The 14,095-nt window shown below is 43.2% G+C and carries 13 protein-coding genes; 6 read left to right on the top strand and 7 right to left on the bottom strand.

The genetic code is table 11. From position 1 onward, the window contains the following. The first annotated feature begins 20 nt into the window (after nt 1-20). From SWP_RS14910 to SWP_RS14900, 3 genes are all read left to right on the top strand, one after another. Nucleotides 21-470 (top strand): hypothetical protein, encoded by a 450-nt coding sequence (locus tag SWP_RS14910; RefSeq protein WP_020913378.1) that lies wholly within the window; start codon nt 21-23, stop codon nt 468-470. A 32-nt stretch (nt 471-502) separates the two neighbouring features. Next, nucleotides 503-730: an amphi-Trp domain-containing protein gene (locus tag SWP_RS14905; RefSeq protein WP_228371067.1), complete on the top strand. Its 228-nt coding sequence runs from the start codon at nt 503-505 to the stop codon at nt 728-730. 274 nt (nt 731-1,004) lie between these two features. Continuing rightward, the gene (locus tag SWP_RS14900; RefSeq protein ID WP_020913376.1) at nt 1,005-1,628 is read left to right on the top strand and encodes an isochorismatase family protein; all 624 of its coding nucleotides are present in this window, start codon (nt 1,005-1,007) and stop codon (nt 1,626-1,628) included. 47 nt (nt 1,629-1,675) lie between these two features. Here the strand turns inward: SWP_RS14900 and SWP_RS14895 are convergent, their stop codons facing one another. Continuing rightward, the gene (locus SWP_RS14895; RefSeq protein WP_020913375.1) at nt 1,676-2,563 is read right to left on the bottom strand and encodes a LysR family transcriptional regulator; all 888 of its coding nucleotides are present in this window, start codon (nt 2,561-2,563) and stop codon (nt 1,676-1,678) included. A 116-nt stretch (nt 2,564-2,679) separates the two neighbouring features. Between SWP_RS14895 and SWP_RS14890 the strand changes: the two genes are divergently transcribed. From SWP_RS14890 to SWP_RS14880, 3 genes are all read left to right on the top strand, one after another. Next, nucleotides 2,680-3,354 carry a pirin family protein gene (locus SWP_RS14890; protein ID WP_020913374.1) on the top strand — a complete coding sequence of 225 codons (675 nt, stop codon included), beginning with the start codon at nt 2,680-2,682 and terminating at the stop codon, nt 3,352-3,354. 191 nt (nt 3,355-3,545) lie between these two features. Next, nucleotides 3,546-4,049 carry a GNAT family N-acetyltransferase gene (locus SWP_RS14885; protein WP_020913373.1) on the top strand — a complete coding sequence of 168 codons (504 nt, stop codon included), beginning with the start codon at nt 3,546-3,548 and terminating at the stop codon, nt 4,047-4,049. 260 nt (nt 4,050-4,309) lie between these two features. Continuing rightward, a complete protein-coding gene (locus SWP_RS14880) occupies nt 4,310-5,887 on the top strand; it encodes a BCCT family transporter (protein ID WP_020913372.1) in 1,578 nt (525 codons plus the stop codon). A gap of 86 nt (nt 5,888-5,973) precedes the next feature. Here SWP_RS14880 and SWP_RS14875 read toward each other — a convergent pair whose 3' ends face one another. The 6 genes from SWP_RS14875 to SWP_RS14850 all read right to left on the bottom strand — a co-directional run bounded on the left by SWP_RS14875 (nt 5,974) and on the right by SWP_RS14850 (nt 13,970). Next, a complete protein-coding gene (locus SWP_RS14875) occupies nt 5,974-6,690 on the bottom strand; it encodes a 3'-5' exonuclease (protein ID WP_020913371.1) in 717 nt (238 codons plus the stop codon). After that, nucleotides 6,690-8,576 (bottom strand): DUF294 nucleotidyltransferase-like domain-containing protein, encoded by a 1,887-nt coding sequence (locus tag SWP_RS14870; RefSeq protein ID WP_020913370.1) that lies wholly within the window; start codon nt 8,574-8,576, stop codon nt 6,690-6,692. Before SWP_RS14870 ends, SWP_RS14875 begins: the two co-directional genes overlap by 1 nt. A 197-nt stretch (nt 8,577-8,773) precedes the next feature. Next, a complete protein-coding gene (locus SWP_RS14865; protein WP_020913369.1) occupies nt 8,774-9,223 on the bottom strand; it encodes an energy transducer TonB in 450 nt (149 codons plus the stop codon). A 332-nt stretch (nt 9,224-9,555) separates the two neighbouring features. Next, nucleotides 9,556-10,428 (bottom strand): mechanosensitive ion channel family protein, encoded by an 873-nt coding sequence (locus tag SWP_RS14860; protein ID WP_020913367.1) that lies wholly within the window; start codon nt 10,426-10,428, stop codon nt 9,556-9,558. 207 nt (nt 10,429-10,635) lie between these two features. Then, nucleotides 10,636-13,074 carry a PKD domain-containing protein gene (locus tag SWP_RS14855; RefSeq protein ID WP_044555969.1) on the bottom strand — a complete coding sequence of 813 codons (2,439 nt, stop codon included), beginning with the start codon at nt 13,072-13,074 and terminating at the stop codon, nt 10,636-10,638. Between the two features lie 53 nt (nt 13,075-13,127). Beyond that, entirely contained in the window at nt 13,128-13,970 is an 843-nt protein-coding gene (locus SWP_RS14850) for a hypothetical protein (protein WP_020913362.1), read from the bottom strand. Between the last annotated feature and the right edge of the window lie 125 nt (nt 13,971-14,095).

Here is a 14,095-nt window from a genome sequence, read left to right as displayed (position 1 = left end):
AGAGCTAGAAAGGAGAAGTGATGCGGATAAAAATATTAAGCACTCTAGTTACTGCTATTACGGTAACAACTCTGTCTTTTTGCGTACCTCTAGTGGCAGCAGAAAATCCCTTTGTTGGCAGCTGGCAACTTGTGTCTGGCAAGTACCTTGATGGAAAAGGAAAGTGGGTGCATTACGGCGAGCTAAAATTAACTGCCATTAAAGTTATCTCTACCAACCATTTCAGCTTCACCACCATGAAGAATATCGGCACTATTGATAAACCCAATCAGGAGTTTTGGGCTGCAGGAACCGGCAGTTATACTTTCACTGAAATCGATTATATTGAATACCCCCAGCTAAATTCCTTTGGTGTTGCACCAGATAAGCCTTTTGCTTTCACTTATGAGATAAAAGGGGATAAGTGGCAAACTCAGCGGATTGAAAATGGTGAATTAAAAGAGCAAGAATTATGGAAGAAACTGGATTGAAGATTGAATTAGCCAACAAAGATAAGGGATAAATGATGACTGTTAAACCTAAAAGAGATATTGAAAAAGGCTACACAAACGCAGAATTTGCAGCCAAATTAAGACGTCTAGCCGACTCATTAGAGACCGGTGATAAATTTGAAATACAAATTGCTGGTGAGCGAGTTTATGTGCCTGTTCGCGCCGAGTACACAGTTGAACATGAACGCAGTGATGATGAGGAAGAGATTGAGTTCCAGATCAAGTGGTCGCCAAAATAGCCGTCACAGATAAAATGCCAAAGGCACAATATAGCGAGCAAAGCGAGATATAGTGCCTTTCGTTTCATCCCTCTTATTGTAAAACAGCTCCTCTCACGGGCATCCCGGACCTAAGCACCATTCCGACAGAGTTCTCACCAGCTTTTTATGTTCATTTTATTGTTACCACTAATAGAATAATCAGTTGCTTTTTTGCATATATATCTAGTTTTGCCTGTGTCTTATTCTTATCACCAGCAAAGACACTTACATAAAAACTTGAAGGATATGAGCTATGAATAATCATAAATTTACTGAAACACTGACCGCGGATAATGCTGTTCTGGCAATGATTGACCATCAAACAGGTTTAATGGTGGGATTAGGTGATGAACATCCAACAGTGATAAAGAACAATATCTTGGCACTGAGTAATACCGCCAAAGCGGCGGGCATTCCGTCAGTGATAACCGCCAGCATGCCTGATGGTCCAAATGGACCTGTGATGCCTGAAATACAGCAAATTTTGGGGGGCGAGATTATCAATCGGGCGGATGAGATTAACGCTTGGAAGAGTCCTGAATTCCGTAATGCCGTAAAAGCGACAGGGCGTAAAAAAATTATCATGGCGGGAATAGTGACCGACGTTTGTTTGCTATTTCCTGCGCTTTCCGCTGTAGCGGAAGGTTACGATGTTTACGCGGTGATTGATGCATCAGGTACTTGGAATAAAACGGTTCAAGAAGTCACCATTCAGCGCTTAGTACAGGCGGGCGTGAAAGTGACAACCTGGGCATCGGTTCTTGCTGAAATCATGGATGATTGGCGTGGTGAAAATGCTGAATCACTCGGCAATGTGCTCGCTGGCCATACGACAAAATATGGTTATGTGATGACCAGCTACTTTGCTAATAAATAATACTGTATAGGGGCAGGCTGCTTTTTGCGAGTCTGCTTTTCTTGCGCTTATAAAGTTATTTGATGTTTTAAATAGTCTAGGAATACTCGTAGCTTTGGGGTGGCGCCTTTATGACTTGGATAAAGGGCATAGATGTCAACGGATTCGCTTATCCATTGGTCAAGTACTCTGACTAATTTCCCATCTTTTACTGCTTTCTCACATATATAACTGGGTAGCTTAGTTATACCTGCACCGTCAATGGCTAACTGTCGTAGCACTGTAAAATCATCGCAGCGTATCGTTGGTGCAATTATAATGGTTTGACTCTCTTTACCTGATTTTAAGTGCCATTGGGGCTTAGGGTTTGTTGCTGACATAAACAAGCAGTCATGCTGCTTGAGATCGCTTGGCTCTGCCAAGGGAATATTGCTAGTTGCGAGATAGTCTGGACTCGCAAATAAGAACAACTCACGTTTGCATAAACGTTTGGCAATCAATGATGAGTCTTCAAGTGTTCCGACCCTAATTGCAGCATCAAAGCCCTCCTCGATGAGATCGACACGTCGATTAGTTAAGTGGATATCTAGATGAACCTCAGGGTAAGCCTTTTTAAATGGTGCAAGGTGGGGACTAAGCAAACATTGCCCCACCGTAATAGAAGCGCAGATCTTCAATGTACCTCTTGGCGCCGACATTAAGCCCTCCACTGATTCTTCAGCACCTTGGATCTCATCCATGATGCGTTGGCAGTACTCGAAGTATACTTGACCGATTTCAGTCAGGTGCTGGCTGCGAGTTGAGCGTTCAAGCAGCTTTATACCTAATTTATCCTCAAGCCGAGTCACCTTACGGCTGATGTTTGATTTAGGTAGGCCAAACTCTTCAGCGGCTGCAGTGAAGCTGCCGGAGTTGACGACCGTGGCAAACACCATCATATCGTTAAGATCTGTCACATTGTTACCTTAAATAGAACATACAAGTACTTTTTAGCTTATATATCTCAAATAGGCAATCAATTATTGTCATTGACATCGAGTCATGACAATACAAACAACCATGAGAGAACATAATGAAAATATTGAATTTTAGTGATATGCCTAAAGGTGGATTTGCTGGACTGCGAGAGCGTCAACTGGTGATAGATCCTAAAATTAATTACGGTCGAGAACACAGCACTGCCACTAAGGGTATTGGAAATTTTGTTTATATGGCTGATGCTAACTTTCTTCCTAAGGGAGAAACTGGGATGCATCCACACCATGAGGTGGATGTTATCTCTGTAATGATTGATGGACGCATAAATCATGCGGGCTCGTTAAAGCACGGCCAACAATTGAATGTGGGCTTAGTTCAAGTTCAACGTGCAGGTGCTGAGGGTTTTAGTCATAACGAAATAAACCCAGACGATAAAGAAAACAATATGATCCAGCTATGGGTGTTGCCTGAAACTCCTGGGGAAAGAGCAGACTATAAAGTCTATCAGCCAAAAGATGGCGAACGTTTGAGGGTATATGGCGGAGACCGTAAACAGAACGAAACTTTTTCGAGTGATACTCAAATCGACATTGCCCGACCATTTGCAGGTGAAACTCTAATCCACAAAGGCAAAGTAATGGCATATTTAGTTAAAGGTCGCGCAGTGATAAATGGAAAAGCTGTCCAGAGTCGCACACTCATTGAAGATGACGGGTTAGTAATCCAAACGGAAACGGACTGCAAAATTATCTTTATTTATACCGTTTAGAACGTTATTCGAATGGAACCATGGGTTGGCATTATTTTGTGCTTTTGTTTATCTTTTAGTAAATTGCTGATCATCTATTAAGTCGCTTACTGTTGTGAAGGTGCCCTGCTTGGATATTTGGGGTTGTGTAGGGGGGATTCTAGTCGTCATCAAAAGCGGGTTGTATAGTTTGTCATATTGAGGAGGTTTAAGTGAAGCTTGTTAGCCCAACCGCTGCGTATGAGCGGAGTTATAGGCAATACATTGTTGAGTTAGCTGACGAGGAACGTTACCCGTTCCCGCTTGACTTTGAGCATGCAGATTTTGACAAGTTGCTGGTTCGGCTCAATGATTTTGCTCAAGGAAAAAACTTACCTGATGGCTATGTGCAAAGCTCAACGCTTTGGCTGGTGGATAACTCAGAGATCATTGGAGTTACAAATATTAGGCACAGGCTCAATGATGCGATTAAACATTGTGGTGGTCATATCGGCTTAGGTATAAGGCCATCACAACGAGGCAAGGGCATTGGTCGTCAGCTGATGCTAAGATCGATTGAGTACCTTAGGCAATTAAAGGTGGAATCAATTCACATTCACTGTCATGCAGATAATCTCGCGTCAGCAAATATGATAAAGGCGTGTGGGGGGATGCTTGATTCTGAAATCAACTATGCTGGTCTTGTTGTTCAAAGGTTTTTGGTTGGCTCTAATTAAATCTTTATTGATGCTCCAATACTATAACTCAATCAATATTAAGTTAGTTTTCGCTAAGAAATTTAACATGCCTCAAATTGGAGAAATATTGAGAATTTCGAATAGAATCAAACTAAAATTTTTTGTGGGCAATTTCTAAGCTATAGTCTGTAAAGTGTCGCGTGACGAGTATGTTATAAAGCAATATGCTGCAAGTTACAGTCAAATAAAGTAAAATAACCCTACATTTTTCGAATGAAACTCGTTCTAAATGAGGACTAATGAATATCAAAAAAGATAAATATAGTATTGATAATACCGATTACACAGTCGGACAAGATAACATTCAAAAGTGGGGTTTCGACGTTCACAACCCAGTTTTCGGGATCAGCGCTTCCTTAATTGGACTCTTCTTAATTGCGATATTGCTCGTCGACCCTGAAACCTCTAAAGCTGCATTAGATGGCATAAAATGGAAAATCATTGGTGCATTTGATGGTTTGTTTATGTGGTCCGCCAATATTTTTGTGGTGTTCTGCTTGGCCATGATTATCTCTCCATTTGGCAAAATTCGCCTAGGTGGCGATGAAGCTAAAACCGATTACTCCATGATGTCATGGGTAGCAATGCTATTTGCTGCAGGTATGGGGATTGGTCTAATGTTTTGGGGCGTGGCGGAGCCAGCTGCCTACTTTACCGGTTGGTATGAAACTCCTCTCAATGTTACCCCTAATACGCCAGAAGCAGCTAAACTGGCGCTCGGTGCCACCATGTATCACTGGGGGCTGCATCCATGGGCCATTTACGGTGTGGTGTCTTTGTCGTTAGCATTTTTTGCGTACAACAAAGGTTTACCCTTGTCTATGCGCTCAGTATTTTACCCTATCTTAGGTGATCGTACTTGGGGTTGGCCTGGACATGTTGTCGACATTCTTGCTGTACTTGCGACTTTATTTGGTCTGGCGACATCTTTAGGGCTTGGCGCGCAGCAAGCGGCAAGCGGTTTCCATCATGTGTTTGGCATGGATAATGGCTTAATGTTGCAAATAGCGATTATCTTTATTGTCACCTTGCTGGCGGTTGTATCGGTTATTCGTGGTATTGATGGTGGCGTGAAAATCATTAGTAATGTCAATATGCTATTGGCTGCAGCTCTAGTACTTTTTGTCGCCTTAGTGACATTTGCTGTATCTATGGGCACTATTCCGACTACAGTCATGGGCTACATTGAAAATATTATTCCATTGAGTAACCCAAGTGGCCGAGAAGATGAAGCTTGGATGCATGGCTGGACTGTATTCTACTGGGCTTGGTGGATCTCATGGTCTCCTTTTGTTGGCATGTTTATCGCGCGTATTTCACGTGGACGCACAATTCGTGAGTTTATGACGGCAGTACTGATTGTTCCTACCGTAGTTACCACGCTGTGGATGTCTGTGTTTGGTGGTGTTGCGATCGACCAGATCACTAATAAAATAGGTACCTTAGGCGAGAAAGGCTTAACAGAAGTACCATTAGCAATGTTCCAAATGTTTGATGCTTTGCCTATGGGCAATATCTTATCTTTGCTTGCTGTTATATTGGTATTGGTCTTTTTTGTGACTTCATCGGACTCCGGCTCATTAGTGATTGATAGTATTACATCGGGTGGTAAAGTCGATGCGCCAGTGCCTCAGCGCGTATTTTGGGCCTTTATTGAAGGCGCTATTGCAGCAGGTCTTGTATGGGTCGGGGGCACTGAAGCAATTGAAGCATTGCAAGCCGGCGCCATTTCAACCGCCTTACCATTCACTATTATTTTGTTGGTAATGTGTGTGAGTTTGATCTTGGGATTACGTACAGAGAAACGCTTTCGTTAATCTGAACGAAGATTAATGAAAAAGGCCGTGTGAAGAATCACACGGCCTTTTTATTTTTTACAGCCCATCATTGCTCGAGTAATAATTTATAGCCAAAGCTTTTTAATCGGAGTCTCAGGACTGAAATGATGATAGATCTGCGCCTGCAATAACTCAGCGGTAGCAATAGCATCGGTGAGTGCATCGTGTGGCGGGTAGGTCGGCAGGTTATAGCGTGTACGACTATTAGCCAGGCGAATTGATTCGGGGCGGCTTTTTTTAAACCAATCTAAAAAGCGCTTTGGTTTGGCCTGTTGAATATCAGCTTCAATTTGCATGGTATCAACAACAGGGAAAACAATGCCTTCATTGATTAGACTTCGCAGTGCTGCATCAAAAAAGTCTCGCTCAATTCTGCGGTAATGCACCACCACGATTTTACCCGCTAGCTCGTCTAAGAGTTGCTCCAGTATACGCAACAAATCTGGCGCGCCTTTCAGATCGGAATGGGTGATCCCGTGGATGATGATAGAGTCTTCCTTGAGCTTATCTTCCGGAGTAATAAACCAGTGTTTAGCTTGGCGACAGGCAATACGGCGTAAAGTAAAGGGCACTAAACCAATACTGATGATGCTGTTCTCATTGGCATCAAGACCCGTCGTTTCAAAGTCTAAGGCGACAAACTCAATATCTTTCAGCGCTGTTTCACCATGATAGGTGCTGACATTGTAAAAATGGGTCAGGCGACTATCTTTACTTTCTTGCGCTTTAATTTGCAGAAATGCTTTCCAGTTCAACACCTCTTGGTTGGTGAAATTTTGCATCATTTCCCCTGCATGCTGTTGGCACTGTAGCGGAATTTTAAAAAGTTTTGCGCGCTGCTTAGTACCAAAAAGGCATCCTTTAGGTTTCGCCTTTCAAAGTCGGACATGTTTTCAGGTTCAATATTATTATCAGGTTCCTGCTCTGACTCAATATCGAGTGCCTGATGGCGGATACGCACTAAGGAGATGAACTCCATAGCATGTTGCAGGTCTTTGCCCTTTAATGGTGGCAAAATGCCAGCCTCAATAATGTCTTCCAACCGATCAAAAGAGTTTTGTGACTGAGAACCAATAGCAAGCGCATGCACACGAATCAGATCCGCCAATGGTGCAGTGCCGCGTCTTTTTAGGTTAATTGAGTTATTGTGTCTGCCATCTTTTTCCATCACAAAATCTTTGAAAAAACCCAGTGGTGGGGTGCGGTTAATAGCATTTCTAGCAAGGCAAGCTAAAAAGCGGTTGTTCTTTTTCGCTTTTCTTAAAATAAAGGCGTTTAACTGTTCCGCCCATTTAGGTCTGCCATAGACGCCATAAAGATCGAAAAAGATTGAGCTATTTAGCAAAGCTTGTGGATTTGGGTTTTCAATCCAATCGGCGAAACACTCCTCCCATTGTGATTGTGTTTTTCGATATTCTGGGTTAGTTGCCATGATATCGCCAGTGCAATAGGTATAGCCGCAGGCGGCTAATCCATCACACACAAAGGTGGCGAGTTCTCTAAAGTATTCACCATGAAGCGATTCTGAGTAGTCGTTATCGAGAATAATTGCATTATCTTGATCGGTTACAATCAGCTGTTCATCCCGCGCCATTGAGCCCAAAGCTAAGAAGCAGTATGGGACTGGAGCAGGGCCCAGCTTTTCCTCTGCCAGCTCTAGCAAGCGTTGCTTAAAGCTTCTGCCGATCTCTGACATAGCGCGTCCAACCATGTGTGAATTGGCATCTTCGTTTACCATACGTACAAAGCAATCTTTGAGCTGACTGGATAGTACAATTAGGTCATCAATACTGTTTTGCTGAAATATACTACTGACAATCAACAAACTGTTTTGAGATTCATAACGAATAATATCGGTGACTTCTATCAAGCCGATGGGTTGTTTGTTTTTTAAAATTGGCAAGTGATGAACGTTGTATCTAAGCATTAACAGCATTGCTTCGAAAATATAGGCGTTGTGATCTAAAGAGATAAGTTCTGTAGACATCACTTCAACAACTGGGGTATTAACGTCTAAGCCTTCTGCTATGACTTTAGCGCAAAGATCTCGAACCGTGATGATACCGACAAAGCTGTTCCCCCCCTCATCAGCAAGGTTAGGATCATGAATAATAGCAGCCGATACATTCTCTTCAGACATAATGCTGGCCACACCTTGAACAGTGGTATTGATCGGCAGCATGACTGGTGCGCCACTGAGTAAGGTTTTTACTTTAGAAGTGGTTAGTGAATTAGCATCGTCACTATTATCTTCAACAGCTTGCTGTAGTCGAATACTGCCTTCAACTTCCACAAAGTCTGCAAAGGCATCGTACTGCTCACAAAGGTCGCCAAAGACACTTTCAGGTATGCAGTACAACAAAGTGTCTTTTACAGACTTTGCAGGAAAGCGAACTTTGTTGCGTGTTAGAAGCCCCATTTGCCCAAATAAGCCACCTTGGTCAAGACGGTTATAGAGCTCGCCAGTACGGCGATATATTTCGACAACACCACTGCGGATCATAAACAAGTCATGGATCTGATCACCAAACTCGATGATCATGTTATCTGCTCGGTAATAGGAGATCTCAACACTTTTCGATACTTCGATTAATGCCTCTTCTGGCAACTGATCGAACGGTGGGTATTGGCGAATGAAATTTCGAATTTCAAGTAGCTCAGCTTCCATTAGGTACTCGATGTTGATGAAAAATAGAATATATAAACAGTAGTATACCCGTTCTACATGAAGATGCTGGGTTCAGTGGGAGTTTAATGGACTTTAATCAAGGCATGCGCAGGTGACATTAGCTTTGCTCCCTTTTAGATGTGTAGCTTTAAAGGGAGCGGTACGAGACTTCGTGTGCTTATGTCGATTGAATATCTTTAATTGCTGTTACAGGCAAGTTGAGTTTGCTGTTGGCACAATTGTAGTGTTTGTTCGGATGATTGATCATCTATACAGAAGTCGAGTCGTAATGTTCTTTTTTCTGTCTTAGCTTCGCCCGCTGTTACAGCTGGTATCCATTTCCACTTCTTTAGCATTTTTCTAGAGTATTTCCCAAGGCTTCTGTGCGGTACAGATTGAATCGCCTTGATATTCTTAGCTTTGCCAGATTCTGAAATATCAAAAGATAACACAGCGCAGCCTTGAAGTCCTTCACGTGCCAGCTCCATCGGATAATGAGGGGGGGCTGTATTTTCGCGCTTCCAAAGAGCATTATCGGTTGGGCTGATGTCTGTTACTAGCACCTCCCCGTACACATTCTTACCCCAAGCGAAACTCGTTGTTGATATCGTCATCATCGCTAACGCGACAAGCAGTATATATCTCATATCCATTCCTTTGTTTTATCTTTTAAGTATTTGATCAGTGGGAATTGAATCCCTTGCTATCCTTAGGTACTGCTGCGCGAACTAGGTTAATCATGCGATTTTAAAGCTCTTTTGTAACTATAATATCAATCAGTATAAGAAGTTGAGCTACTCAGAGTTTTAATGGCTCTGATGCAGCGTTAATGAACTTGAACCTAGTTTAACTATGCTCTTCATTCATTGCCTTACCTCAAAGCCGTTAAACTCTCGCTGAGCGATCAAATCTTTATACTGATAGGTATAAAGACTGATCACTATACCTTTGTTGTATAGGGTAACAATAGTCATAAAGTCTATTCAGTAATCGCTGATTGTTCAGTATGTGGTTCCTTTGGGCTAAAAGCTTGATGGTAGGCAATCATGAAGTCTTCTCTTATCTGTTGCTCAAGGTGTACGGCTCGCTCTGTCGGGCAGAAAATCATGATATGCACTAGTTGCTCGCCTGCGGGACCGCTGTTGACGTGGATATGCGGCTCACTACCGGGTAGATCTACACCAGCATGTTTTTCAATGATATTGTTGTACCGCTTTGCAACTTCATTAAAGTCTTCGCAATGCTGCTCTATTTGACTGGTAAGTGCTGGGAATAGCGGGTAAAGATTAACAAATTCCACCACTGTGATATTAAAGCTATGGTAAACATAGCGTTTCATAAAGTTTAGATTTTTTACGGCATAGGTGAAAAACATGCTGTTAGGCAAAGTCGCCGTCTTTCCGGTGAAATGGTACTGGCCGTGGTGCAAATCGATCTCTTGAATCACCGTGGCCATTAGGTTGTGTTCTATCACTTCACCGCAAATCTTGCCAACTTCAATCCAATCGCCGATCACAAATGAGCGAGAACTTGCGCGCTGAATTGAACCAGTAAAACAAAGAATGATCTCTTTAGAGGCGACCACGAATGCGATAGCAATCGCGGTAACTGACAGGGCAAACTTGCTTATTTCGGTTTGCCATAGCATGAATAAAAGCATGACGATGATAAAAAAGGTGCTGTTTTTGGTGCGTGACATCCATTTACGTTGTACATCAGATAGAAAAGCGACGTCGCCTCTAATCCGTGAAATGATAAAACGCTTCACCAGCGAGATAAGTACGATGATTAACACCGTTAATAGGAGTTTATGCTCTAGAAAAAAGTCGATGACTAACGTTATCTTGTCCACAAAAATGGCTACCTTTACTGTGTGTCAGAACGAGATGTAACTCTCTGATTACTCTATGAGGAATGTGAGGATAAAACAAGGTGTATAACTTAAACAGAAAGGATGAGCCTAGTTAGGAAGTGATTGTGAGGATTTAAAAAAGCCAGAGTAGGGTGGGCTACTCTGGCTTAGGCGTTACTTTTCATTAAAAACCATAATTCCCGAGTATTACTTAAGTGTAACTTTTAGCGTCATCCCCGTTCTAGCACCTATAACAGTAATGTATTGCCAGCCAGTAGTTGGATTACTTACGGTTATTGATTCGGTATTCCCTGAGTTGCTTGAACGCTGATCATAACTTGATGCTGTCGCCCAATTACCAGCTTTGTAATAGATATCAGCATTACCAGTGCCATGATCACTTTCTATCTCAATGCTATTGGTTCCTGCATCGACATAGATATAGTAATACTGGATGTTTGTGCTAGCCGAAGCATTAGGTACACAAATGGCGTCGCCACTGGCTAAACTTTGCGCTGATGTTGCTCCTTCTGTCGTACAAGCATTTTCAAGGGAACCACCCGTACTACTTGAGATCGTAACCGTCGCTGAATCAGTTGAACTCGCTCCTTGGTTGTCGGTAACGGTTAGCACAGCCGTGTATGATCCCGCTGTTGAATAGCTATGGCTTGGGTTTGCGGTGGTACTGCTATTGCCGTCGCCAAAGTTCCAGCTATATGCGGCAATGCTACCATCTGTATCAGCAGAACCATTGCTGTTGAAGTTTATGTTGGTATTAACATTACCAGCATAAGGGCCATTTGCATTGGAAATCGGGCTTTGATTTCCACCGCCACTGCCAACTATGTTTACGCTGTAGTCTTCAACTTCTCCGGAGGCAAAATTTTCACAAGCAGAACTCGCTGCAGAGCCATATTTCATTGCAATTCGCATGCGAGCACCATTAACTCCTGCAGCAGATGTTGGAATATTGAGATTGGCGCTGATAGCCGCTTTACTGCTTTGACCATTTATCAGCTGCTCGCCAGAATCAGTAAAGTCTCCATCTTTATTGAAATCTATCCAGACAGACCAATACTCGGTGTAAGCGCCACTGGTAAAGCCCGGAGTGAGCGTCGCGCTGTTGCTACCGCTATTCAAATTGGCGACCTGAGCTGTGTAATCGTTGTAACCTCCTTTTGCAGAACTATTGTTAACGCCGCCTACAGCTACCCCTGCTATCCACTCATAGTTGCCGCCTCCGGAAGAAGTACAATAAGCAGTGCCAGGGTTGGTTGTAATCGTTGTTGTCGCTGTATCCGTTGCTGTTAGGCCGTCATTATCGGTAACGGTTAAATTAACCGTATATGAGCCCGCAGCGCTGTAGTTATGATTAGGGTTGGCTGAAGTACTGCTATTGCCATCGCCAAAGTTCCAATTGTATGACGCTATGCTGCCATCTGAGTCGTTAGATCCGGAACTCGAAAATGCAATGGCACTGTTGACTGAGCCATTATAGGGGCCATTTGCTTCAGCTGTTGGCGCTTGGCTTTGCGTCGCCGAGCCGGTACGGATATGCATATAGCTGGTGTTGTTTTTTTCGGTCCACTCCGATACGGAGTCACTATTATCAATGATGACACCAAGGTAATAGTCGGTATTAGGGGTGAGATTATTCGGAATCGTGATGGTTTTTCTTACGGTGTCTGGGGTGTTGCGAGTCACTGTGACGTTGTCAGTGCTGATCAACGTATCAGTCGTGGTGATCGCTGCGTTGGTAGATATGTAGTACCCCAAGGCAACAGATTGGCTATTACGACCATTGTTTTCTAGCGTCATTTCGTATTGAATTGTCTCACCAAGTTCAACGTTATAACGTAATTCACAGTGAGAGCGGGTACAGCTTGAGGAGACTTTACTTGAATTTAGCACTGTACCGTTGCCATTGAATAGTCGTGTTCGACCGTGGGTGCTGTATGCCCCTGATGAGCCTACATGACGCCATGCTGCCACCGACAGATCTTCTCTATTACTGCCACCATAAAGTGCAATCAAGCCATTGACGGCATCTTCACCTAAGTAGGATCTTAACGCATTTTCGCCAGTGGTATGTAAATGCGTATAGTCGGTCCCCATAATGTTGTAATAGCGGTTTTCATGGGCTAATCCAACAGTGTGGCCGACTTCATGTAACGCCGTTGACTCAAAGGTACGGCTGTTGCCGCCATAGTTCCAAAAATTGGCTTTTTTGTCCATGCTGTCATCATAGGAGACGGTATTATGGAAAACGATATCGCCTTCAATCGTAGTGCCACATGGGCTGGTGATATTGTAGCCTGTGGCTGAGTTTCCTGCATCGTTCCACCAGATCTCACTTTCGCCGTTGCCTACGCCAACACTGGTGTCATTATCTAAACGGACATTCACGGTAAGATTGACTGGTGTGTCGTTAAAGCGAGTCAATGCGGTGGCAAAAGAGGTGCGCCAAAATGCATATTGGCCATCAAAGCCTGCTGGATTTGCGTTAAATGTAAAGCCACTTCCCGGCCATTTTCTTGGCGTATTGTTGTTGCAATCTGTCCAATATTTACTAGCCATGGCTTGGCTACTGGATAGGGTTAAAATGGTTGCTACGGCCAGTTTTACTGCTAATTTATTAATTCTCATTATTCGTCCTCAAATAGAATTTAAGCAAAGTATTGTTGTCAGTGAGATCGGTTTTACTTAAAGGGACTGCTGGAATTTAATACCGGGTTGCCATTGTTCTGTTCCAGTTGTTCCATTTCCCATTGATCGTGTGCACTTGCCGTTTGAGACGTAGCGGTAAAACCATTTTGTTGCTTTGTTGCTGATTGCGGCACATTAGGAGCTGCGGAGGCGCGAGTTAATGCAGGGTAGGCATTAAAGGATGCTTTTCTATCTGTATCGGTAACGCTTAATTGTACGCTGTTCACAGTAAATGCTTTCGTGCCAACGAGGCTTTTAAGGTGGTTGGTAAATTTAGTCACGTTTGATTTGGCCAAGCTAGACTTATGCTCGCCACTTAACTGTGCTGCAGCAGAGATATAATCGACACCGCCGTTATCATCGATGATGATTGCAGATTCGTTTGCCGCAATCACTTTTCCTTGTTGTATAACAAAGCGCCCATGTTCACATTCAACAAAGTCACAGCCGGTGTTTTGGCTCTGCTGCACCATAAGTATGGCCTCTTCACCAAGTGTGACCTCTGGAGTGTTGGTGGCGGTGAGTATGTTGCCATTAGGAAACTCTCCGCCGACAAACTTAAGCGTTATGCTATTGCCAGCATAATTGCCGCTTATCACCTCGCTAATGTTGTAGGTCACAAAGGTATAGGGGATCTCTTCAATAGACAGCCCCTCACTGATGTCGACGAGTGAGCCTTTGAAGATAAAGTCAGCGCGCGCAACCATATTTTTTAGAAATGAGCTTTGAATTTCAATATTGGCTGTATCGGCGGGGGTTGCGTAAACACTGCTTCCGGCAAGAAGTGTCATTAAAACCAATGCTCTATAGCGCGTAACAGGGTGTTTCTTTTTCATGTTATTCCTTCCCAATTAGATCTTGAAACAATTGACATCGTTGTCATTGACAATGCCTCGTCTCCTTAAAATCCAACCACGAAGAGAAAGGCGATTAGCTTTTAACCTTTCTGGTTAAAAACCAA

This window comes from Shewanella piezotolerans WP3, from assembly GCF_000014885.1.
In the GTDB taxonomy this organism is placed as follows: Bacteria; Pseudomonadota; Gammaproteobacteria; order Enterobacterales; family Shewanellaceae; genus Shewanella; species Shewanella piezotolerans.
This window is presented reverse-complemented; position numbering and strand designations above follow the sequence as displayed.